This is a genomic window from Streptomyces sp. NPDC046203, from assembly GCF_040646255.1.
In the GTDB taxonomy this organism is placed as follows: Bacteria; Actinomycetota; Actinomycetes; order Streptomycetales; family Streptomycetaceae; genus Streptomyces.
Genome location: NZ_JBEYZX010000011.1, coordinates 134,071 through 156,242 on the forward strand (window position 1 = coordinate 134,071; position 22,172 = coordinate 156,242).

Genomic DNA, 22,172 nt, shown 5'->3' on the forward strand with positions numbered 1-22,172 from the left:
ACATGAGCGGAATTCTCGAGGGCAAGCGCATCCTGATCACCGGTGTGCTGATGGAGTCCTCCATCGCCTTCCACGCCGCGAAGCTGGCCCAGGAGCAGGGTGCGGAGATCATCCTCACCGCCTGGCCCCGGCCGACGCTGACCGAGCGCATCGCCAAGAAGCTGCCCCGCCCGGAGGACGTCAAGGTCCTGGAGCTGGACGTCTCCAACGACGAGCACCTCGCCCGGCTGGAGGGCCAGGTGCGCGAGCACCTGGGCGACCGCCTCGACGGCGTCGTGCACTCCATCGGCTTCGCGCCGCAGGACGCGCTCGGCGGCAACTTCCTGAACACGCCGTTCGAGTCGGTCGCCACGGCCATGCACATCTCGGCCTTCTCCCTGAAGTCCCTGACGATGGCGCTGCTGCCGCTGATGACCGAGGGCGGCTCGGTCGTCGGCATGACCTTCGACGCGCAGTTCGCCTGGCCGCAGTACGACTGGATGGGCCCGACCAAGGCCGCCCTGGAGGCCACCAGCCGCTACATGGCGCGTGACCTCGGCAAGCAGGACATCCGCTGCAACCTGGTCTCGGCCGGCCCGCTCGGCTCCATGGCCGCGAAGTCCATCCCGGGCTTCTCCGACCTGGCGAGCGTCTGGGACAGCCGCTCCCCGCTGGCCTGGGACCTGACCGACCCGGAGCCGGCCGGCCGCGCCATCGTGGCCCTGCTCTCCGACTGGTTCCCGAAGACGACCGGCGAGATCGTCCACGTGGACGGCGGCCTGCACGCCATCGGCGCCTGACCTCTTGTACGTCGTGCGTTGTGCGTCGTACGCCGTGCGTCGTACGCCGTGCGTCGTACGGCGTACGAGAAGCGCGCCCGTACGGTGTACGACCCGTGTCGTACGCCGTAGGACACACGCGCCGTACACCGTAGGACCAGCGTGACGCGAGGGCCGGGTGCCCGCCGGAGGACGGCGGGCACCCGGCCCTTTCGTACGTCCGGCCGCTTCCCGGGTCGAAATGTCACGCGATCCACCCCAGACTGGGGCAGAGCGTGATGTTCGGGGTGTGGCATTCCGGCTACGGGCGGGCAGGAGGTACGGGTATGCGCGCGCGGCGGCACAGGGTTCGCGGCGTCGTTCCGGCCGTCGCCCTTCTCGCGGGGATCGCCGGTCTCGCCGTCGCCGCCGACCTGCACACCGCACCCGACCCGCCCGCCCGGGTCCGGGTCACGGACCCCGCCTGGCCGGGGACGGTACCGGCCGGCGAGGCGAGGGGCGGGGCAGGGATCGGTGCCGGAATCGGCGCCGGAACCGGTGCCGGGGGATCGGCTCGCGGATCCGGCGCCGGCGCCGGGTCGGCGGAGGAAGAGGAGGGGGGCGGTGCGGGAACGGGCGGGACGCGCAAGGACACCGGCCCCTCCTGCCGGCTGCTTCTGCGGGGCTCGGTGGTGACCGCCCATTGCCGTAACCCCGACCCGTACGCCGACCGCGTCCGTCTGCACCTGGAGTGCGACCGCTGGTGGGACGTCGACAGCGACAGCGCTCCCGTCGACGTCGAGCCCGCCGACTTCGCGCAGGTGACCGGCCGCTGCTGGAAAGAGGTCCGCTGGGCCTGGGTCACCCATGAGCCCGTGACCGCCGGGCCCGGCCGTCCCGAGTCCCCGGAACCCGGGGAGGCGGGGGAGTCCGCGGCGCCCTCGCGGGCTATGCCTCCGACAGGCTCTCCGCGGCCTTCGGACCGCGCAGGCACATGAAGGGATAACCGGCCGCCTCCGTCGCCGCCAGCTCGCCGTCACCGGCGCGGATGGCCTCCACCAGACGCCCGTGTTCCATGTGGTTCTCGGGGCGCAGCGTCCCGCCCAGGTCCTCCCGCAGCCAGGTGCGCAGGACATGGCCGAGGTCCGCGTAGATCTCGATGAGGACGTCGTTGTGGGAGGCGACCACCACCGCGTGGTGGAAGGCCGTGTCCACGGTCACGAACTCCTCCGCGTCCCGCGCCTCCCAGGCCGTCTCGCGGCGCCGCAGCAGCGTGTCGAGCTGCACCAGGTCGCGGTCGGTGCGCCGCTCGGCGGCGAGCCGGGCCGCCGAGGACTCCAGGGTGGCGCGCAGCTCCGCCACGTGCAGGGGGTCCGAGTCGGCGAACCGGCGGTCCATCACCCCGGCCAGCTCGCTCGTCGCCACCACATAGGTGCCCGAGCCCTGCCGGATGTCGAGCAGCCCGTTGTGGGCGAGCGCGCGGACCGCCTCGCGGACGGTGTTACGGGCGACGCCGAGCTGTTCGACCAGTTCCGGTTCCGTCGGGATCCGGGTGCCCACCGGCCATTCGCCCGAGGTGATCTGGTTCCGCAGCTGGGCGATCACCTGGTCGGAGAGCCCGCTGCGCCGCGGCTGGCCGAGCGCCATGGCCGCACCTCCCGTTCGTTCCGCTCGTTCCGTTCGACACGTTCGTCCGGCCGATCCGCCCGTGTGACCGGATCGTCGTACTGAACCCATGATCGACCATCAAATACATGGACAATCAATCATCCCATGATTCTATGATGAGTCCATGCTTGACGAGCCCCAGACACTCGGTTCCACCCCCGGGAAGCTTCCCGGACAGTCCGCCGACCGATCCCGCGACACCGCCGGCGTACCCCGCGGAGCCGACACCTCCCCGACCGGCGGGCCCGCCCGCTGGATCGGCCCACTCGTCGCCGTCGGACTCGTCGTCACCGCCCTCAACCTGCGCCCGGCCATCACCAGCCTCGGCGCCCTCCTCGAAGAAGTCAGCCAGGGCCTGCACATGAGCGGCAGCGTGGCCGGAGTCCTCACCTCCGTACCGTCGCTCTGCTTCGCCCTCTTCGGCACCGCCGCCCCGCGCCTCGCGAGCCGCTTCGGCCCGGTGGCCGTCGTCGCCGCCGGCATGGCCGCGATCTGCGCGGGCCTGGCCCTGCGCCCCTTCGCGAGCGGCACCGTGCCCTTCCTCGCCGCCAGCGCCCTCGCCCTCATGGGCATCGCGCTCAGCAACGTCCTCATGCCGGTCCTCGTCAAGAAGTACTTCCCCGACCGCGTCGGCAGCATGACCGGCCTCTACTCCATGGCCCTCGCCCTGGGCACCTCGGCCGCCGCGGCCGTGACCGTGCCGATGACCCAGGCCCTCGGCGGCAGCTGGCGGCTCGGACTCGGCGTCTGGGCGGCCCTCGCCGCCGTCGCCGTCCTCCCGTGGCTGCCCCTGGTCCGCGACCACAGGGCCACCGTGACCACGTCCGGCGCCCCGCGCACCGTCAAGGGCGCCGGCCGGAAGGCCGGCCATACGGACGGACCGGGCGCGGGTACGATTCCCGCCACCGCACCGGCCGGGACCGGGGGAGCGATACCCGCCGCGGTCGCGCCCCGCGTGACCCGGAGCCGCACCGCCTGGGCACTCGGCGCCTACTTCGGCCTCCAGTCCACCGGCGCCTACATCACCATGGGCTGGATGCCGCAGATCTTCCGCGACGCCGGAGTCTCGCCCGAGACCGCGGGCCTGCTGCTGGCCGTCACCATGGTCATGGGCGTACCGCTCGCCTTCGTCATCCCCCGCCTCGCGACCCGGATGCGCACCCAGGGCCCCATCGTCGTCGCCCTCGCCCTGTGCGGAATCTCCGGCTACACCGGCCTCTACCTCGCACCGGCCGCCGGCGCCTGGGGCTGGGCCCTGCTGCTCGGCATCTCCAACTGCTCGTTCCCGCTCGCCCTCACCATGATCGGACTGCGCTCGCGCACCGGCACCGGCGTCGTGAAGCTCTCCGCCTTCGCCCAGAGCGTCGGCTACCTCATCTCCATCCCGGGACCACTCCTGGTCGGCGTGCTCTACCAGCACAGCGGTGGCTGGGGACTGCCCATCATGCTGATGGGCGGCCTGATGATCCCGCAGATGATCGTCGGCACCCTCGCCGGGCGGGACCGGACCGTCGAGGACGAGTGCTGAGATGCGAGACTGACCCCATGCCCGTACTCGAACCGAACCCCCCGAACGGTCAGCAGAAGCTGCTCATCGTGCTCGGCGCGATGCTCGGCATCGCGGCCGTCGTCGCCGTCATCGCCTCGATCGCGTCGCCCTGATCCACCTCGCCCCGACCGGGGCCGTCAAGACCACGCCCCCCAGGGGACGGTGGGGCTGACCCCCCATCCCCTAGGGGGCGCTTCTCAGGGTCGTATGGGTGGATCACCTGATGGGCCCGCGGCCCCGTTCTCCGTAGCGTGGGAGTCCTCACGAAGACCCCGACCACGGAGGCGGCCATGGCGGCGCGAACCCACACCGGTGTCCGGCCCACGGCGGCCGGCGCCGCGACCCGGCTCCCCTGGTGGGCACTGCCCCTGTCCATGATCGCGTTCGCCACCCTGTTCGTCCTGATAGCGGGACAGGGCGAGGCGCGGGCGATGGGCGGCGAAACCGGCACGGGAAGCGTCGGCGGCGTCCTCACCCGGGTCCAGCAGATCCAGCACACCCTGTCCCGCTGAGCCTTTGCCGTCCCCGGGCCGGGCCGGGACGATCCATGCGAAGCTGAGCCCATGAGCGTCGATACACCCCGCAGGATCGTGCTGCTTCGACACGCCAAGGCGGACTGGCCCCAGACCACCGACCACGAACGCCCGCTCGCCGACCGCGGCCGCACCGACGCCCCCGTCGCGGGCCGCCGGCTCGCCGACACCGGCATCGACTTCGACCTGGCTCTCTGCTCGACCGCGCTGCGCACCCGCGAAACGTGGAAACTGGCCGTCCAGGAACTGCCCGAGCGCCCGAAGACCGTCTACGAGGAGCGGATCTACGAGGCCTCGCCCGGCGAACTCATCGCCCTGATCAACGAGACCCCCGACACCATCGACGACCTCCTGCTGATCGGCCACAACCCCGGCATGCACGGCCTCGCCGACATCCTCGCGGCCGAATCCGAAGGCGACACCCTGACCCGGATGACCCGGACCGGCTTCCCGACGGCCGCCTTCGCCATCCTGACCTTCAACGGCTCCTGGAAATCGCTGGAACCGGGCACGGCCAAGCTCGCCGACTTCTGGGCACCCCACGCTTGATTTTTCGTGGCTCGGTTCGCCTTCGGTCAGCCGAGGCCGCACGGGGGGCGAGACGGTGGGGGCTGGGCCCGCACGGGTACGGGACGGCAGGTATGCGGCCCGCACGGGCGTGAGGCGGCTACGGGCGAGCGCATGTGTGATTGAGCAACGTTGGCCTTTTTTGTGGCTCCTTCGCCTCCGGGTGCCTTGTGCGTGTGTCGACGGTCGACCGTGCTCGGCCCACTCGTTCCTCGCGGGCCTGTGCGCGCTCTCCCTTTCGACACCCGCGGCACCCTTCGGCTCACTCGCCCGTAAAGGGCACCCCGCAAGCCTTCGCAACGACAAGGGCGGACGCGCTGGTCCTGGGCAACCCAGGGGCTGGACCTTCACCCCCGCCCCGCGCCGACAAGTGCGGGCTGACCCTGCTGCCTTGCGCTCGTGCGGGCCCGCTCCCGGAGGCCCCGTGAGTGCGGGCTGAGCCCATGCCGTTACGTCTTTGTGCGGGCTGGCCTCTATGGCCGAGTGAGCCGAAGGGGTGCGTCGGGGGAACAGTGCCGAACGCGCACAGGCCCGCGAGGAACGAGTGGGCCGAGCACGATCGGTGCTGTGAGTCCGACTCCAGCACCCCGGAGGAGAACCGAGGCACAAAAAAGGCCAACGCTGCGCAAACAACATGCGCTCACCTGTAGCCGCCGCGCTTACGTGCGGGCCGCACACCAGCCGTCTCGTACCCGTGCGGGCCGCGCCCCTGCCTGCGGGCCGGGTCCCTGCCTCTTCGCCCACGTGCGGGCCCATACCCAGCCCTCTCGCTTACGCGCAGCCCCAGCCGCAACCGCCGCGCTTACGTGCGGGCCGAGCACCAGCCCCCGCACGTCTCGCGCTCGTGCGGGCCCATCCCCAGCCCTCTCGCTTACGTACAGCCTCAGCCGCGACCGTCTCGCACCCGCGCAGGCCGCGTCCCAGCCGCCTCACGCCCGCAAGCCCAGCTCCAGCCGCTTCGCACCCCTGCGCGCCCCCGACCCGCCACCTCACCCCCGTGCGGGGCCCGGCCTCAGCCGCCACCCTCCCTCGGCAGGCGCCTACCCGCCCCGCACGTTCACACCCCATCCCCAGCTCAGTGCAGGAGCAGTTCTCCCGAGCCGCCGTCGGCTGCCTCGACCTCTTCGCGGGTGATGCCGAGCAGGTAGAGGACGGTGTCCAGGAAGGGCACGTTGACCGCGGTGTGGGCGGCTTCGCGGACCACGGGCTTGGCGTTGAAGGCGACTCCGAGACCGGCCGTGTTCAGCATGTCCAGGTCGTTGGCGCCGTCGCCGATGGCGACCGTCTGTTCCAGCGGGACTCCGGCCTCCGCCGCGAAGCGTCGCAGCAGCCGGGCCTTGCCCGCGCGGTCCACGATTTCCCCCGTGACTCGGCCGGTGAGCTTGCCGTCCACTATCTCCAGGGTGTTGGCCTGGGCGAAGTCGAGCCCGAGGCGTTCCTTCAGGTCGTCGGTGACCTGGGTGAATCCGCCGGAGACCACGCCGACCTGGTAGCCGAGCCGCTTGAGGGTGCGGATCAGGGTGCGTGCCCCGGGCGTCAGCCGTACTTCCGTGCGGACCTTGTCCACCACCGACGCGTCGAGGCCGGCGAGGAGCGCGACTCGCGCGTGCAGGGACTGCTCGAAGTCGAGTTCGCCGCGCATCGCCGCGGCCGTCACCTCGGCGACCTTGTCCTCGCAGCCCGCGTGTGCCGCGAACAGCTCGATGACCTCGTCCTGGATCAGGGTCGAGTCGACGTCCATGACGACGAGTCGCCGGGCCCGCCGGTGCAGTCCGGCGGAGACGACGGCGACGTCGACGCCGACTGTGTGCGCTTCGATGGCGAGCGCCGTGCGCAGGGTCTCGGTGGCGCAGCCGGAGACGGCGAACTCGACGGCTGTCACCGGGTACTTCGCGAGCCGGAAGATGCGGTCGATGTTGCCGCCGGTGCCGGCGATCCTGGCCGCTATGGCCGCCGTCTGTTCGGCGGTCAGCGGGTTGCCGAGGACGGTGACGTGCGAGCGGCCCTCGCCGCGCGGCCGGTTGTCACCGGTGCCGGAGATGATCTCGGCCTGGAGCTTCATGGACTCGGCCCAGCTGTGCACGGTGGCGCGCAGCTCGCCCTGGGTGGCCACCGTCGGCTCGGTGATCAGTGCGCACAGGACGAGCCTGCTCCGGGAGACGACCTGCTCGATGTCCACGACATCGACGGAGTAGGCGGCGAGGGTGTCGAAGAGACCGGCGGTGATCCCGGGCCGGTCCTTTCCGAAGATCTTGACCAGAAGGGTGGGTACGTCCGCGGCGGGGACGGCTGAGGTCTGCGATGCGCTCATGGTGCTTCCACCGTATCGGCACCCGGTGCCACCCGGCCTTCCGTCCCGACTGACGGACACGACGGCCCCCGACCACCCGCTCGCTCCCCGGCCCGACCACCCGCTCGCACCCCGCCCCGCCGCTCCCGTCCCGTCCTGCCCCGCTGTCCCCATCCCACCCCGACCACCGCCCCCGTACCCGTGCCCGACGGCGCGAGTACGGGGGCGGGTGGGGACGTACGCGAGATATCGGTCGTACGCAAGCCTCTTCGAGCGGCCCGACTTTCGAATCCGGGGGGCGGCCTGAAATAGTTCCCCCGGATGTTCATCATCCCTGGGCCCCCGGCGACGGGGGTGCATCGGGGGACACACAGTGGGGCGTGGAGTGCCAGAACTCGTACTGGAATTGAACGGCAGGACCTGGACTCTCGATCCGTCCAGGTCGTACACCCTGGGCCGGGACCCCCAGGGCGACCTGGTGATCGACGACGCCAGGGTCTCGTGGCGGCACGCCACCGTCAGCTGGGGCGGCCGGAGCTGGGTCATCGAGGACCACGGCTCGACGAACGGCACGTATCTGCAGGGGCAGCGGATCCACCAGGTGGAGATCGGCCCGGGCTCGGCCGTCCACCTCGGCAACGCCACCGACGGCCCGCGTCTCAACCTCGTCGCCGCCGGTGCTCCGGCCGCGCCGCAGCAGGCCCAGCAGCAGGCTCCGCACGCGGTCCCGCAGCAGCACGCCGCACAGCAGCCGGTCGGGCAGCCCGCCCACCAGGCCCCGGCCCAGCAGCCGCCGCAGCAGCAGTGGCAGCAGCCGGCCGCGCAGCAGGCTCCGCAGTACCAGGCCCACCAGCCCCACCAGCCCCCGCACGCGGTCCCGCAGCAGCAGGCCCCACAGGCCGCCGCCGGGTACCCGAAGGCGGACGGCGCCCAGGGCGCGGCCCCGGTGCACGGCGACCGCAGCCCCACCACCTTCCACCAGCTCGTCCTCGACCGGGTCATGCGCATCGGCCGTGCCCTGGAGAACGAGCTGGTCGTCTCCGACCTCCAGGTCTCGCGTCACCATGCCGAGTTCCACGCGACCCCCGACGGCCGCTTCCAGATCCGCGACCTCGGCTCGCACAACGGCACGTACGTCAACGGTCAGCCGATCCCCAAGGGCGGCACCGCCGTCCTCGGCCCGAACGACATCGTCAGTGTCGGTCACTCCACCTTCCGGATCGTCGGCAACCAGCTCGAGGAGTTCGTCGACACCGGTGCGGTCTCCTTCTCCGCCCGTCACCTCACGGTGACCGTCGACGGCGGGAAGCAGATCCTCAAGGACGTCACGTTCGGCGTCCCCGAGAAGTCCCTGATCGGTGTCATCGGCCCGTCCGGCTCCGGCAAGTCGACCCTGCTGAAGGCGCTGACCGGTTACCGGCCGGCCGACCAGGGCGACGTCCTCTACGACAACCGCAGCCTGTACAAGCAGTTCGCCGAGCTGCGCCAGCGCATCGGTCTGGTCCCGCAGGACGACATCCTGCACAAGGAGCTCACCGTCCAGAAGGCGCTGCGCTACGCGGCCAAGCTCCGCTTCCCCGGCGACACCGCCGAGAGCGAGCGCGAGGCCCGGATCAGCGAGGTGCTGCGCGAGCTCAAGCTCGACATCCACAAGGAGAAGAAGGTCACCTCCCTCTCCGGTGGCCAGCGCAAGCGCGTCTCGGTCGCGCTGGAACTCCTGACGAAGCCGTCGCTGATCTTCCTGGACGAGCCGACCTCGGGTCTCGACCCGGGCATGGACCGCGATGTCATGCAGCTGCTGCGCGGCCTCGCCGACGACGGCCGTACCGTCCTCGTCGTCACCCACTCGGTGGCCGAGCTGGCGCTGTGCGACAAGCTGCTGGTGATGGCGCCCGGCGGTTCGGTGGCCTACTTCGGTCCGCCGGACGAGGCGCTCAACTTCTTCGGCTACTCGACCTGGGCCGATGTCTTCTCCGCGTTCGAGAACTACCGCGACTACGACTGGGCGGGCCGCTGGAAGGGCTCGCAGCACTACCAGATGTACGCGGCGGAGATCGACGCCGTCGCCGCCCAGCCCGTGCAGATGCCGCAGCACGCGCAGCAGGCGATGACCAAGCCGCCCAAGCCGCAGGGCTGGGGATCCCAGCTGTGGACGCTGATCCGCCGCTATGCGTCGGTGATCGCCTCCGACAAGGGCTTCCTCGCCCTCATGGTGATCCTGCCGGCCGTGATCGGCTCGGTCTCCGTCGTCATCCCGGCCGACTTCGGTCTCGCGCCGCCCAAGCCGCCGTCCCGGTTCAACGGCGACGCGGGCATCATCATGCTGATCCTCACGGTCGGCATGTGCTTCTCGGGCGCCGCGAACTCGGTCCGTGAGCTGATCAAGGAACGGGTCATCTACGAGCGGGAGCGCGCCACCGGCCTGTCACGCTCCGCGTACCTGATGTCGAAGGTGATCGTCCTCGGCGTCATCACGGCCTTCCAGGGCGTCATCCTGTGCGGCATCGGCTTCGCCATCCGCGACCTGCCCGCCGAGGGCCTGATCATGCCGCCGGCCCTGGAACTCTGCCTGGTGGTCATCGCGCTCGGCCTGACCTCGATGATGGTCGGCCTGGTCATCTCCGCGCTGGTGAAGACCGCCGAGAAGACGATGCCGCTGCTGGTCATGTTCGCCATCGTCCAGGTGGTGTTCACCGGCATCCTCTTCAAGGTCTTCGGCTCGCCGGGCCTGGAGCAGTTCGCGTGGCTGATGCCGTCCCGCTGGGCCATCGCCGGCGCGGGTACGACCCTGGACCTGGCGCACCTGATGGCTCCGTGGGACCCGAAGAACCCCACCGACCTGGACCCGCTGTGGGAGCACAGCGCCGGCCAGTGGGGCTTCAACGTGGGCGTACTGCTGCTGATGGCCACGCTGCTCGGCATCCTGGTCGCCCGGCTGCTGCGCCGCCACGAGCCCGAGGTCATGCGCAAGTAACGGCTGCGGGACCCGTACGCGCGCGTACAGGTCCCGCAATGGCCTGGCACCGGCCCGGCCTCGGTCCGGCATATGCCGAAGGGCGGCACCCCTCGCTGGGGTGCCGCCCTTCGGCATATGCCTGTACGGATCTCGCGGCGCGTGGGCCGGATCAGTACGCGCTGTTGACGTTGTCGATGGTGCCGTAGCGGTCGGCGGCGTAGTTGCAGGCCGCGACGATGTTGGCGACCGGGTCGTACTGGTCGAACTTGGTGCCGGCGATGTGGTACGCCTTGAACGTCGGGTAGATCACCTGGAGCAGGCCCTTGGAGGGGACGCCGTTGACGGCGTTGATGTCCCAGTCGTTGATCGCCAGCGGGTTGCCGGAGGACTCGCGCATCACGTTCTTGTAGATGCCGTGGTAGGTACCCGGGATGTTGTGCTTGTCCATGATGTCGAGGGACTCACGGATCCAGCCGTCGAGGTTGTTCGCGTACACCGGGGCACGGGTGGCGGAACGGTTCGCCGCGGCCTCCTCGGCGGCCCGCTGCACGGCCTTGGCCTGAGCCTCGGCCTTGGCCTTCGCCTCGGCGGCGACAGCCTTGGCCTTGGCCTCGATGTCGGCCGTCTTCTTCAGCTCGGCGACCTTGGCGTCGGCCTCGAGCGTCGCCTTGGAGGTGAAGGTGGAGTGCTGGTCCGTAAGGCTCGAGGCCAGGGCCTTCGCCTCCGGGCTGTGCGCGTCGTAGGACCACGCGACCTGCTGGGTGCTCGCCAGAGCCTGGGGCTCGGGCTGGTTGCTGTCGCCGCCACCGTGGACGAGGGTGAGGCCGAGCGTCGTGGCGCTCAGCGCGGCCACGCCGGCGATCGCGGCCTTGTGGGTCTTCTTCAGACCACGCAGGGTGTTGTTCGCAGACATGCAGGACTACCTCTTAATCGCTGGGGGAGTCGCTCAGGCCGGGCGGCGCTGCGCCTGGCTCGGCGGCGACGAAGGCAATTCTTAGCGACCGCAAAATGCCGAGGCAAAGATGTGACGTACGATCCCCGGTAGTGGATCAGGGGCCGCACCCGAACGGCCCAGAGTCGCCCCGCATCCGGCCCCATCGGCATTCGTCCGGCTTTTACGCCTCCACTAGGGGCATTCGTAAGTGACCTGGGCCCTATGCCCGGCCTCACATCGGCCCCATGGCAGGGTCACTGGACGTTGCAGGAGCAATGCGCACGGTGAGCCGGTCGCGCGGCAGGCGCCGGAAGGCCCCACGAGCCCGGCCCCAGGGGCCCGCATCCCCGTACGCGCCGCTGCCCCGCCCCCGCCTCGTACGCGCGCGGGGACACAGGGGATGCCGGGCTCAGGGGGTACGAGAGAGGGGTACGGCGACGAAGCGCCCCCAGCCCCTCGCCCAGCCCCCGGCGCCCACCCCCACGCCACGGCCTCCGCCCCCGCAACGGTCTCCGGCCGGTCCTCCGGCGGGCCCTTCGGCGTAGGTCCCCGGCCCCAGACCACCGCCGTCCCCCGTCGGATACGGACGGTCACACCCCACCGGTACGGTGAAACCATGAGTCACCGACCGAGCTCCGGTCTCGCCGCAGTGAGCAGCGCGCTCCTGGCGATGAACCGCCGGATGGAGGTGCGCGACGTCCTCAGGACGATCGTCGCCTCCGCCCGCGAACTCCTCGACGCCGAGTACGCGGCTCTCGGCGTCCCCGACGACCACGGGGGCTTCGCCCAGTTCGTCGTCGACGGCGTCAGCGACGAGCAGTGGCACGCCATCGGCCCGCTGCCCCGCCAGCACGGCATTCTCGCCGCCATGCTCGACAAGGACGGGCCCGAGCGCCTCGCCGACGTCCGCAAGGACCCCCGCTTCGAGGGCTGGCCCGCCGCCCATCCGGCGATGTCCGACTTCCTCGGCCTGCCCGTGCGGGACGGCGACGAGACGATCGCCGCGCTGTTCCTCGCCAACAAGCGGTGCCCCAAGCTCGAAGGCAGCTGCGGCTTCACGGCAGAGGACGAGGAACTGCTCGCCCTGCTCGCCCAGCACGCGGCCATCGCCCTCACCAACGCCCGGCTCTACGAGCGCAGCCGCGAGCTGACCATCGCCGAGGAGCGTTCCCGCCTCGCCCACGAGCTGCACGACGCCGTGAGCCAGAAGCTCTTCTCGCTCCGGCTCACCGCCCAGGCCGCCGCCGCCCTTGTCGACCGCGACCCCGCCCGCGCGAAGGGCGAACTCCAGCAGGTGGCCGAGCTGGCCGCCGAGGCCACCGAGGAGCTGCGCGCCGCCGTGGTCGAGCTGCGCCCCGCCGCCCTCGACGAGGACGGCCTCGTCCATACCCTGCGTACCCAGGTCCAGGTCCTCGACCGCGCCCACACCGCGCGCGTCACCTTCCACGGCTCCGGGATCCGCGCCCTGCCCGCCGCCCAGGAGGCGGCCCTGCTCCGGGTCGCCCAGGAGGCCCTGCACAACGCGCTGCGGCACTCCGGCGCCGGACTCGTCACGGTCTCCCTCGCCCGGGGCGCCACCGGCACCCGGCTCACCGTCGCCGACGACGGCACCGGCTTCGACCCGGCGACCGTCCGCAGCGCCGGCCGTCACCTGGGGCTGGTCTCCATGCGCGACCGGGCCGACGGGGTCGGCGGCCGGCTCACCGTGACCTCGGCCCCCGGCAGCGGAACCACGATCGAGATGGAGGTCCCCGGTGGCTGAGATGATCCGTGTCCTGCTCGTCGACGACCACCAGGTCGTCCGTCGCGGACTGCGCACCTTCCTGGAGGTCCAGGACGACATAGAAGTGGTGGGGGAGGCGTCCGACGGCGCCGAGGGCGTGGCCCGCGCCGAGGAGCTGCGGCCCGACGTCGTCCTCATGGACGTCAAGATGCCCGGCACCGACGGCATCGAGGCACTGCGCCGGCTGCGCGACCTCGGCAACCCCGCGCGCGTCCTGATCGTCACCAGCTTCACCGAACAGCGCACCGTCGTCCCCGCCCTTCGGGCCGGCGCGAAGGGATACGTCTACAAGGACATCGACCCGGACGCCCTCGCGGGGGCCATCCGCTCCGTGCACGCCGGACACGTCCTGCTCCAGCCCGAGGTCGCGGGCGCGCTGCTCAGCCAGGACGAGCACGGTTCCGGTGGCGGTACGGGGCGGGGCTCCGGCCTCACCGAGCGGGAGCGGGAGGTGCTGGGCCTGATCGCGGACGGCCGCTCCAACCGGGAGATCGCCCGCGCGCTCGTCCTGTCCGAGAAGACGGTCAAGACGCACGTCTCCAACATCCTCATGAAGCTGGACCTCGCCGACCGGACCCAGGCCGCGCTCTGGGCCGTACGGCACGGAATGGCGGAATGACGGGATGACGGACGGCCGGGGCGGACCGGCCCGGCGAGCCGGGGGCCCGGACGGCCGACGTACGACCGTTCCCCTTTTCATACTGTCGGGCGTATATCCCCCGTTTGGCGCAACCTCCCGGGGGTGGCGGCGTTCTTCAGGGCGTGCTGCGGCGGACCGGCCGCAGCGATGACCAGAGGAGACCTCACGTGATCAACTTCAAGAAGGCCGCAGCCCTCACCATGGTCGCCGGTGGCATCGTCGCCGCCGGTGCCGGCGTCGCCTCCGCCGACGCGGGCGCCCACGGCAAGGCCGTCGGTTCGCCGGGCGTCGTCTCCGGCAACGTGATCCAGGCCCCGATCCACGTCCCCGTGAACGTCTCCGGCAACACCATCGACGTCATCGGCCTGCTCAACCCGTCCTTCGGGAACACCGCCGTCAACCACTGACGAGCCGAAACCCCCGGCCCCCGGACGATCCCCCGGGGGCCGGGCCCGTTTCCCGCACAGCTCCGCGGCACCGCCGGGCGCCCCGCACCCCGCGCCTTGCGGGTCCGTGATGCCCGCCCCGGCCGACTCCGTCCGCCGGGGCAAAGGCGCGCAGGAGAAAGGGAGGGGAGGGCATCTGTCAGAAGCCCCGTTCCTTCTCACGCTCCCGGTTCTCGACGTACGCGTTGTACGCCGCGACCTGCGCCCGCCGCGCGACCCGCTCCACCGGCCGCAGCGCCGCGCCGCGCGCCGCCATCTCCGCCGCGCTCACCGCGCCGCCGTGACCGTCGTAGGCCAGGTCCACGAGCATCCCGATCCGCCGGGCCAGCTCCAGCACCCGGACCGCGCGCGGCGGATAACCCGGTGCCAGGACCTCGCTCCCGGCCTCCGCGCGAGCCCGGTAGGCGTCCCGCGCCACCTCGGCGCCCGGCCCCGACGCCGCGACGTCGAGCCGTACCAGCACCGTCGTCGCCTCCCGCAGTGCCTCCGCCAGCTCCCGCTCCGCCTCGCCGAGCGAGGGCACGTCTGCCGGCGGAGCCTCCCGTACCGGCAGGCAGTGCCAGACCACCGACACATGCCGGTCGCCCGACGGGCCCACCTCGGAGATCTCCGGCACCAGCCCGTACGGCGCGCCGAAACCGACCACCGCCTCCTCGGCCGCCAGCGCCCGCGCGTTGAACTCCGGCGGGCCGCTCAGCCCCAGCGGATGCCCCGGAGCCGGCAGCGCCACCCGCCACCCGGTCACCCCGAGCCGCCGCAGCCGCCCCAGCGCCAGCGTCAGGCCCACCGGCCCCGCCTCGCCCGGCAGCCCCTCCACGCGGTGTACCGCGTCCTCCCCGACAATCGCGAGCGCCGCCTCGTCCGGCGACACGGCCCCGGCCAGCAGGGCATTGCCCCAAGCGGCCAGACGTCCTGAGCGTGGTTCCGAATGCATCCCCCAAGCCTAGGAGATCCCGCACCCGTCATACGGAGATCACGCCCCGCCCCGACAAGCGAGCCTCCTTCGCCCCCGCCCCACCCCCTTCGCCCCCACCCCCAACCACCCGCGCACTTCGGGGATATGCCCCTTTCGGCCCTGGCGCGAAGGCTTCGCCGCCCTGCCCGGCGGGCCTCGGTCGAACGGCATGAATCCCGCCCAAAGCAAGCCCTAGGGACCGGCCCGGCCCGCCGGTGGCGTAGGTTCTTACCTGGAAGCCGCGCCCATCGGCGCTCGGCGACGACACGACTCGACCGCAAGGGGAGACAACGCGCTCATGAGCGATGTACTGGAGCTGGTGGACGTATCCGTGGTCCGCGACGGACGCGCTCTGGTGGACGGCGTCTCCTGGTCGGTCAAGGAAGGGCAGCGCTGGGTCATCCTCGGCCCCAACGGCGCCGGCAAGACCACCCTCCTCAACGTCGCGTCCAGCTACCTCTACCCCACCACCGGTTCCGTCTCCATCCTCGGCGACCGCCTCGGCTCCGTCGACGTCTTCGAGCTGCGCCCCCGCATCGGCGTCGCCGGCATCGCGATGGCGGAGAAGCTCCCCAAGAGCCAGACCGTCCTGCAGACGGTCCTCACCGCCGCGTACGGCATGACCGCCACCTGGCGCGAGGACTACGACCCGGTCGACGAGGCGCGCGCCAAGGCGTTCCTCGACCGCCTCGGCATGACCGACTACCTGGACCGCAAGTTCGGCACCCTGTCCGAGGGCGAGCGCAAGCGCACCCTCATCGCCCGCGCGATGATGACCGACCCCGAGCTGCTGCTCCTCGACGAGCCCGCCGCCGGTCTCGACCTCGGTGGCCGCGAGGACCTGGTGCGCCGGCTCGGCCGGCTGGCCCGGGACCCGTACGCCCCCTCGATGATCATGGTGACGCACCACGTCGAGGAGATCCCGCCGGGCTTCACCCACGTCCTGATGATCCGCCAGGGCAAGGTGCTGGCCGCCGGTCCGATGGAGACCGAGCTGACCTCCCGCAACCTCTCCCACTGCTTCGGGCTCCCGCTCGTCGTCGAGCACGTCGGCGACCGCTACACCGCCCAGGGCCTCCCGCTCAAGTAGTCCGGACCGCCACCCGCCGGCCCACCCGGCGAACCCGGCGGCTTCACGGGGCGCCGCACCCGCACAGTCCGGCGCCCACCGATGCCACCCGGCCCGGCACCGTCATGCCCGCCCGCTCGCCCGCCATCGGGCCCGGTCCGGCCGGGCCCTGTCCCCGGCTGCCCCACCGCCCTACCATGACCTTGTGGACATCGACGCATGGATCTGGTGGCTGATCGGAGCGGTGGGGCTCGGTATCCCTCTCGTCCTCACCGCGATGCCGGAGTTCGGCATGCTCGCCGTCGGCGCGATCGCCGGCGCGGGCACCGCCGCGCTCGGCTTCGGAATCGTGGCCCAGGTGGTGGTCTTCGCCGTGGTCTCGGTCGCGCTCATCGCGGTCGTCAGACCCATCGCCGCCCGCCACCGCAGCGACCGCCCCGCCATCGCCACCGGCATCGACGCCCTGAAGGGCCGTCAGGCCGTCGTCCTGGAACGGGTCGACGCCGGCGGCGGCCGGATCAAGCTGGCCGGCGAGGTCTGGTCGGCCCGTACGCTGGACAACGAGCAGAGCTTCGAACCCGGCGAACAGGTCGATGTGGTCGAAATCGACGGCGCGACCGCCGTCGTCATGTGACCGAACCTCACCCATGACGCTCCGCCATCTGGGAAACTCGATCATCATCTGGTCCATCAACCGGCAGCGAAGGGCACAGGCAACACGATGTCAGCCATCATCATCGTCCTGATCATTCTGGTGGTGCTTGTCTTCATCGCCCTGATCAAGACCATCCAGGTCATTCCACAGGCGAGCGCCGCCATCGTCGAACGGTTCGGCCGCTACACCCGCACCCTCAACGCCGGTCTGAACATCGTCGTCCCGTTCATCGACCGCATCCGCAACCGGATCGACCTGCGCGAGCAGGTCGTCCCGTTCCCGCCGCAGCCGGTGATCACCCAGGACAACCTGGTCGTCAACATCGACACCGTCATCTACTACCAGGTGACCGACGCCCGCGCGGCGACCTACGAGGTGGCCAGCTACATTCAGGCCATCGAGCAGCTCACCGTCACCACGCTGCGCAACATCATCGGCGGCATGGACCTGGAGCGGACCCTCACCTCCCGTGAGGAGATCAACGCGGCCCTGCGCGGCGTCCTCGACGAGGCCACCGGCAAGTGGGGCATCCGCGTCAACCGCGTCGAGCTCAAGGCGATCGAGCCGCCGACCTCCATCCAGGACTCGATGGAGAAGCAGATGCGCGCCGACCGTGACAAGCGCGCCGCGATCCTCACCGCCGAGGGCATCCGCCAGTCGCAGATCCTGACCGCCGAGGGCGAGAAGCAGTCCGCGATCCTGCGCGCCGAGGGCGAGTCGCGGGCCTCGGCCCTCAGGGCCGAGGGTGAGGCCCAGGCCGTCCGTACGGTCTTCGAGGCCATCCACGCCGGCGACCCGGACCAGAAGCTGCTCTCCTACCAGTACCTCCAGATGCTGCCGAAGATCGCCGAAGGCGACGCCAACAAGCTCTGGATCGTGCCCAGCGAGATCGGCGACGCGCTCAAGGGCCTCTCCGGCGCCCTCGGCAACGTCGCCCCGGGGGCCGCGTCCGGCTTCACCAAGTCCCCTCCGGCGGCCGGTTCCGCCGAGCGCCGCGAGGTGCCCCCGGTCGACTGACCGGCGCCTCCTCAGCTGCACGGGCCCCTGCCCTGGTCGACGGACCGGGACAGGGGCCCGATGGGTGACACGTACACGTAACCTCGGGCATGATCGGGCGCGAGCCCCTCGACTCCGGCCGGTGTCGGGGCGGGGAGGCGACTCGACAACCCCCGAAGGAGATGGCGTTGTCCATCTGGGAAATGCTCGCGATCTTCGGCGCCGGCACCGCCGCAGGCGCCATGAACACCGTCGTCGGATCGGGAACCCTCATCACGTTCCCGGTCCTCCTCGCGACCGGCCTTCCGCCCATCACGGCGAACGTCTCCAACGCCCTCGGCCTCGTCCCGGGGTCCATCAGCGGGGCCATCGGCTACCGCAGCGAACTCAAGGGCCAGACCGCCCGCGTGCTGCGCCTCGGCGTCGCCGCGCTCCTCGGCGGACTCGCCGGCGCCATCCTCCTCCTCACCCTGCCGTCCGAGGCATTCGACGCCATCGTCCCCGTCCTCATCGGCATCGCGCTGCTGCTCGTCCTGTTCCAGCCCCGCATCGGAGCGGCCGTCCAGCGCCGCCGCGAGGCCAACGGCACCGAGGCCCCTCCGCACGGCGGCGCCGCCCTGCTCGTCGGCTTCTTCCTCGCCAGCGTCTACGGCGGTTACTTCGGGGCCGCCCAGGGCGTCCTCTACATATCGCTCATGGGCCTCCTGCTGAACGAGACCCTGCAGCGCATCAACGCGGTCAAGAACGTCCTCAGCGCCGTCGTCAACGGCGTCGCCGCCGTCTTCTTCCTCTTCGTCGCCGAATTCGACTGGACCGCCGTCCTCCTCATCGCCGTCGGCTCCACCATCGGCGGCCAGATCGGCGCCAAGGTCGGCCGCCGGCTGCCCCCGGCCCTGCTGCGCGGCGTCATCATCGCCGTCGGCATCGTCGCGATCCTCCACCTCACCCTGAAGTAGGGGATCCCGCGTACGGCGAAGGGCCCGCCCCCGAGAGGGCGGACCCTTCGCCGTACGTGCCGTTCCGCGCGCCGCCGGGCCACGAACGCCCGGTCACGTCGCCCGGTACGTCGTCAGGTCACGCCGCCTGGTCGGTCAGCCAGTCCGGCAGACCGTCGCGCTCCGCCGACTTCATCGCCAGCAGCATCGCGTCCGCCGGAGTCGGCACGAACGGCTGGTGCAGCAACGGCATCCCGGCCTGCTCCGGCGTCCGGTCGGCCTTGCGGTGATTGTCCGCCGCGCACGACGCCACCGTGTTCAGCCACTCGTCCCCACCGCCCTGCGCCCTCGGCACCACGTGATCCACCGTCGTGGCACGGCTCCCGCAGTACGCGCACCGGTGCTGGTCCCGGACCAGCACCCCCCGCCTCGACCACGGGGCGTGTCTTCGGAACGGCACCCGTACGTACCGGCAGAGCCTGATCACCCTCGGCACCGGCATGTCCACGGCCGCCGCCCGCAGACGCAGACCCGGATGCTCCTGCTCCACGACGGCCTTGTCCTGGAGGACAAGCACCACCGCACGGTTGAGTGTGACCGTCGAAAGCGGCTCGAAGCTCGCGTTCAGTACCAGCGTGTCCCGCATCTGTGCCCACCTCCCGTGTGCCGGCCCAGCCGCCTCTCGCAGGAGCCGGGCTCGGATCAACTCTGGCCGGGCACGCCGGGTAGGACAACGCAATATCCGCGTAAAGAAAGATGCCCGCTTCTGATCTCTCCAGGACCAGAAGCGGGCAAACAACGGGCGAACGTACGGATTTACGCGGGGTTCTCGTACTCCGCGACGAGCTGCGCCCGGCCGAGCGCGTGGAACCGCAGGTTGAAGCCGACCACCGCGGGCGAGACGTCCGCGTCCGGCCCCAGCTTCTCCTGGTCCACCGCGTACACGGTGAAGACGTACCGGTGCGGCCCGTCCCCCGGCGGCGGCGCGGCCCCGCCGAAGTCCCGGGTCCCGTAGTCGTTACGGACGTGCACGGCCCCGGCCGGCAGCCCCTCGAACGACCCCGAACCCGCACCCGCCGCGAGCTCCGTCACCGACGCCGGGATGTCGAACAGCACCCAGTGCCAGAACCCGCTGCCCGTCGGCGCGTCCGGATCGAAGCACGTCACGGCGAAGCTCTTCGTCTGTGCCGGGAACCCCTCCCAGCGCAGCTGCGGCGAGGTGTTCCCCGCCGCGAAAACCTGAGCCTCCTTCAGCACCCCGCCTGCCACGACGTCGTCGCTCGCCACGGCGAACGACGCCACCGGCGGATGGAAGTCATGGGGGAGCGGTGCCCTCTTGCCCTCGGCCACGTCGGCCACGTTGAACCTCCGAAATCGCTGCCCGGCCTCACCGACCGGCTCTACGGGACCGAGACTAGAACCAGTTGCGACGGCCGCCGACCTCGGCGAGCCACTGGTTCAGGTACGCCGCCCAGTCGGTCGTGTGGAAGTCGTGCAGCCCGACCCGGAACGACCGGTACGTGTCGCTGCCCTCGGTGAACAGGCCCCCCTTCTTGTCCATCTCCAGGACGACGTCCATCTCCCGGTCGTCCGCGACGAAGCTGACCTCGACCTGGTTCAGGCCCCGGTACTGCTGCGGCGCGAAGAATTCGATCTCCTGGTAGAAGGGCAGCCGCTGCCGCGTCCCGCGGATGTGCCCGCGCTCCATGTCGGCGCTCTTGAAACGGAAGCCCAGCTGGATGAAGGCGTCCAGGATCGCCTGCTGCGCCGGCAGCGGGTGGACGTTGATCGGGTCCAGGTCGCCGGAGTCCAGCGCGCGGGCGATCTCCAGCTCGGTCTTCACCCCGATGTTCATGCCGCGCAGCTGCTGCCCGGCGATCGCGGTGACCGGCGTCTCCCACGGGATCTCCAGACCGAACGGCACCACGTGCACCGCCCCGGCCTGCACCTCGAACTCGCCGCCGAGCCGCACCTTCACGAACTCGATGTCCTGCTTGTACTCGGAGTCGCCGCTCTCGACCTCGACCCGCGCCTGCAGACCGACGGACAGCCCCTCGATCCGCTGGGCGACCGAACCGCCCTGGAGCCGCACCTCGCCCTGGACGATCCCACCCGGGACGACGTTCTCCTCGATGAGCACGGTCTCCACCGACGCCCCGCCGGCCCCCAGGCTCGCGAGCAGCTTCTTGAATGCCACCGAACGACTCCTCTTGTCGGTTCTGTTGTCTGTCCTGCGCTGTCCTGACCTCTACATACGCGTGACGACCGTAGCCGGTTCCCCCATCCGCCCCACCGGGTTCCCGGCCCGCCGTTACGCTCGGACCCCATGAGCGAGAGCCCCGACCGCACCCCGCTCCCGCGGAGCTTCTTCGACCGCCCCGTCCTGGAGGTCGCCCCCGACCTGCTCGGCCGCACGCTGGTACGGAACTCCCCGGAGGGCCGTATGGAACTGCGCCTCACCGAGGTGGAGGCATACGCCGGAGAGATCGACCCCGGCTCGCACGCCTTCCGCGGCCGCACCGCACGCAACGCCGTCATGTTCGGCCCGCCGGGACACGCGTACGTCTACTTCACCTACGGCATGTGGCACTGCCTCAATCTGGTGTGCGGCCCCGAGGGCCGGGCGAGCGGAGTCCTGCTCCGCGCCGGCGAGATCCTCATCGGCGCCGAGGAGGCCCGGACCCGGCGCCGCTCGGCCCGTAACGACACGGAACTGGCGAAGGGCCCGGCCCGCCTCGCCACCGCTCTCGGCGTGGCCGGTTCCCTCAACGGCACTGACGCCTGCGCCGGCCCCGAGGCCCCGCTCGCCGTCCTCACCGGAACCCCGCCGGCCGCCGGACTGATCCGCACCGGCCCCCGCACCGGCGTCGGCGGCGACGGCGCCCCGCACCCCTGGCGCTTCTGGATCGACGGCGACCGCACGGTGAGCCCGTACCGCGCCCATGTGCCGCGGAAGCGACCCGGGAGCCCTCGGCTTGACTCGACTGTCACGGATGCGTAATGTGGCCCGAGCCGCTTGAGACGGATCGTGCTTTCTCAGCCTCCCGAGGCGGCCAACCACTCACTTACGAAGATCCCTCAGGGGCCCTTTTCGGCATGCCGAAAATCGCTCCGAAAGCTCGATTATGAGTCGCCGGGGAAATTCGCTAAAGTAGTGGACACGCCGGAAGGGCCCAAAGGTGAAAGCCTGAGGAAACGGAAAGCGCAGAGTGAATCGGAGCCGAAAGGGTCTGATAAGCTCGAAATGCGAGAAGGGAACGGAAGCGAAAGCGACCGGGACCGGAAAGCACCGAGGAAATCGGATCGGAAAGATCTGATAGAGTCGGAAACGAAGGAAGCGCCCGGAGGAAAGCCCGAGAGGGTCAGTACAAAGGAAGCGTCCGCACCTTGAGAACTCAACAGCGTGCCAAAAATCAACGCCAGATTAGTTGATACCCCGTCCATCTTCGGATGGTCGAG

The 22,172-nt window shown here is 70.9% G+C and carries 22 protein-coding genes; 15 read left to right on the plus strand and 7 right to left on the minus strand.

Annotation, left to right across the window (positions count from 1 at the left end; genetic code table 11):
* The first annotated feature begins 2 nt into the window (after nt 1–2).
* Nucleotides 3–779 (plus strand): enoyl-ACP reductase FabI, encoded by a 777-nt coding sequence (fabI, locus tag ABZ990_RS12465; protein WP_361229476.1) that lies wholly within the window; start codon nt 3–5, stop codon nt 777–779.
* A 305-nt stretch (nt 780–1,084) separates the two neighbouring features.
* Complete coding sequence (locus ABZ990_RS12470) at nt 1,085–1,735, plus strand: hypothetical protein (RefSeq protein WP_361229479.1); 651 nt, start codon at nt 1,085–1,087, stop codon at nt 1,733–1,735.
* Here ABZ990_RS12470 and ABZ990_RS12475 read toward each other — a convergent pair.
* Nucleotides 1,686–2,384, minus strand: coding sequence for a FadR/GntR family transcriptional regulator (locus ABZ990_RS12475; protein WP_361229481.1), 699 nt, complete (start codon nt 2,382–2,384; stop codon nt 1,686–1,688). The genes ABZ990_RS12470 and ABZ990_RS12475 overlap by 50 nt on opposite strands.
* A gap of 145 nt (nt 2,385–2,529) precedes the next feature.
* On the opposite strand from ABZ990_RS12475, the gene ABZ990_RS12480 reads away from it, so the two are divergent.
* The 4 genes from ABZ990_RS12480 (at nt 2,530) to ABZ990_RS12495 (ending at nt 5,036) form a co-directional block, all read left to right on the plus strand.
* Nucleotides 2,530–3,933 (plus strand): MFS transporter, encoded by a 1,404-nt coding sequence (locus ABZ990_RS12480; protein ID WP_361229484.1) that lies wholly within the window; start codon nt 2,530–2,532, stop codon nt 3,931–3,933.
* 17 nt (nt 3,934–3,950) lie between these two features.
* Nucleotides 3,951–4,067, plus strand: coding sequence for an SGM_5486 family transporter-associated protein (locus ABZ990_RS12485; protein ID WP_361229486.1), 117 nt, complete (start codon nt 3,951–3,953; stop codon nt 4,065–4,067).
* 177 nt (nt 4,068–4,244) lie between these two features.
* Nucleotides 4,245–4,466, plus strand: a complete 222-nt coding sequence (locus tag ABZ990_RS12490; RefSeq protein WP_361229489.1) for a hypothetical protein — start codon at nt 4,245–4,247, stop codon at nt 4,464–4,466.
* A gap of 51 nt (nt 4,467–4,517) precedes the next feature.
* Nucleotides 4,518–5,036 carry a histidine phosphatase family protein gene (locus tag ABZ990_RS12495; RefSeq protein WP_361229492.1) on the plus strand — a complete coding sequence of 173 codons (519 nt, stop codon included), beginning with the start codon at nt 4,518–4,520 and terminating at the stop codon, nt 5,034–5,036.
* A 1,093-nt stretch (nt 5,037–6,129) separates the two neighbouring features.
* Here the strand turns inward: ABZ990_RS12495 and serB are convergent.
* The gene (gene serB / locus ABZ990_RS12500; RefSeq protein WP_361229495.1) at nt 6,130–7,365 is read right to left on the minus strand and encodes a phosphoserine phosphatase SerB; all 1,236 of its coding nucleotides are present in this window, start codon (nt 7,363–7,365) and stop codon (nt 6,130–6,132) included.
* Between the two features lie 352 nt (nt 7,366–7,717).
* On the opposite strand from serB, the gene ABZ990_RS12505 reads away from it, so the two are divergent.
* Nucleotides 7,718–10,318, plus strand: a complete 2,601-nt coding sequence (locus tag ABZ990_RS12505) for an FHA domain-containing protein (protein ID WP_361229497.1) — start codon at nt 7,718–7,720, stop codon at nt 10,316–10,318.
* Nucleotides 10,319–10,469: 151 nt separating this feature from the next.
* On the opposite strand, the gene ABZ990_RS12510 is transcribed toward ABZ990_RS12505, so the two are convergent.
* The gene (locus tag ABZ990_RS12510) at nt 10,470–11,213 is read right to left on the minus strand and encodes a transglycosylase SLT domain-containing protein (protein ID WP_361229500.1); all 744 of its coding nucleotides are present in this window, start codon (nt 11,211–11,213) and stop codon (nt 10,470–10,472) included.
* Between the two features lie 637 nt (nt 11,214–11,850).
* Here ABZ990_RS12510 and ABZ990_RS12515 point away from each other — a divergent pair.
* The 3 genes from ABZ990_RS12515 to ABZ990_RS12525 all read left to right on the plus strand — a co-directional run bounded on the left by ABZ990_RS12515 (nt 11,851) and on the right by ABZ990_RS12525 (nt 14,064).
* The gene (locus tag ABZ990_RS12515; protein ID WP_361229503.1) at nt 11,851–12,996 is read left to right on the plus strand and encodes a GAF domain-containing sensor histidine kinase; all 1,146 of its coding nucleotides are present in this window, start codon (nt 11,851–11,853) and stop codon (nt 12,994–12,996) included.
* A complete protein-coding gene (locus ABZ990_RS12520; RefSeq protein ID WP_361229506.1) occupies nt 12,989–13,636 on the plus strand; it encodes a response regulator transcription factor in 648 nt (215 codons plus the stop codon). The genes ABZ990_RS12515 and ABZ990_RS12520 overlap by 8 nt, the downstream gene beginning before the upstream one ends.
* Nucleotides 13,637–13,824: 188 nt before the next feature.
* A complete protein-coding gene (locus ABZ990_RS12525; RefSeq protein WP_361229508.1) occupies nt 13,825–14,064 on the plus strand; it encodes a chaplin in 240 nt (79 codons plus the stop codon).
* Between the two features lie 178 nt (nt 14,065–14,242).
* Here the strand turns inward: ABZ990_RS12525 and ABZ990_RS12530 are convergent, their stop codons facing one another.
* Nucleotides 14,243–15,037: a hypothetical protein gene (locus ABZ990_RS12530; RefSeq protein WP_361229511.1), complete on the minus strand. Its 795-nt coding sequence runs from the start codon at nt 15,035–15,037 to the stop codon at nt 14,243–14,245.
* Between the two features lie 319 nt (nt 15,038–15,356).
* Here ABZ990_RS12530 and ABZ990_RS12535 point away from each other — a divergent pair, with 319 nt between their 5' ends.
* The 4 genes from ABZ990_RS12535 (at nt 15,357) to ABZ990_RS12550 (ending at nt 18,734) form a co-directional block, all read left to right on the plus strand.
* Nucleotides 15,357–16,148 (plus strand): ABC transporter ATP-binding protein, encoded by a 792-nt coding sequence (locus tag ABZ990_RS12535; protein WP_361229514.1) that lies wholly within the window; start codon nt 15,357–15,359, stop codon nt 16,146–16,148.
* A 184-nt stretch (nt 16,149–16,332) separates the two neighbouring features.
* The gene (locus tag ABZ990_RS12540; RefSeq protein WP_361229517.1) at nt 16,333–16,761 is read left to right on the plus strand and encodes an NfeD family protein; all 429 of its coding nucleotides are present in this window, start codon (nt 16,333–16,335) and stop codon (nt 16,759–16,761) included.
* Nucleotides 16,762–16,848: 87 nt separating this feature from the next.
* Nucleotides 16,849–17,799 (plus strand): SPFH domain-containing protein, encoded by a 951-nt coding sequence (locus tag ABZ990_RS12545; protein ID WP_361229520.1) that lies wholly within the window; start codon nt 16,849–16,851, stop codon nt 17,797–17,799.
* A 161-nt stretch (nt 17,800–17,960) separates the two neighbouring features.
* Nucleotides 17,961–18,734, plus strand: a complete 774-nt coding sequence (locus ABZ990_RS12550) for a sulfite exporter TauE/SafE family protein (RefSeq protein WP_361229522.1) — start codon at nt 17,961–17,963, stop codon at nt 18,732–18,734.
* A 118-nt stretch (nt 18,735–18,852) separates the two neighbouring features.
* Here ABZ990_RS12550 and ABZ990_RS12555 read toward each other — a convergent pair whose 3' ends face one another.
* The 3 genes from ABZ990_RS12555 to ABZ990_RS12565 all read right to left on the minus strand — a co-directional run bounded on the left by ABZ990_RS12555 (nt 18,853) and on the right by ABZ990_RS12565 (nt 20,910).
* Entirely contained in the window at nt 18,853–19,359 is a 507-nt protein-coding gene (locus ABZ990_RS12555; protein ID WP_361229525.1) for an HNH endonuclease, read from the minus strand.
* A 170-nt stretch (nt 19,360–19,529) separates the two neighbouring features.
* A complete protein-coding gene (locus ABZ990_RS12560) occupies nt 19,530–20,063 on the minus strand; it encodes a YbhB/YbcL family Raf kinase inhibitor-like protein (RefSeq protein WP_361229557.1) in 534 nt (177 codons plus the stop codon).
* Between the two features lie 64 nt (nt 20,064–20,127).
* On the minus strand, nt 20,128–20,910 hold the full coding sequence (locus tag ABZ990_RS12565) for a sporulation protein (RefSeq protein WP_361229528.1): 783 nt from the start codon (nt 20,908–20,910) through the stop codon (nt 20,128–20,130).
* 129 nt (nt 20,911–21,039) lie between these two features.
* On the opposite strand from ABZ990_RS12565, the gene ABZ990_RS12570 reads away from it, so the two are divergent.
* Nucleotides 21,040–21,714 carry a DNA-3-methyladenine glycosylase gene (locus tag ABZ990_RS12570; protein WP_361229531.1) on the plus strand — a complete coding sequence of 225 codons (675 nt, stop codon included), beginning with the start codon at nt 21,040–21,042 and terminating at the stop codon, nt 21,712–21,714.
* Nucleotides 21,715–22,172 lie beyond the last annotated feature (458 nt).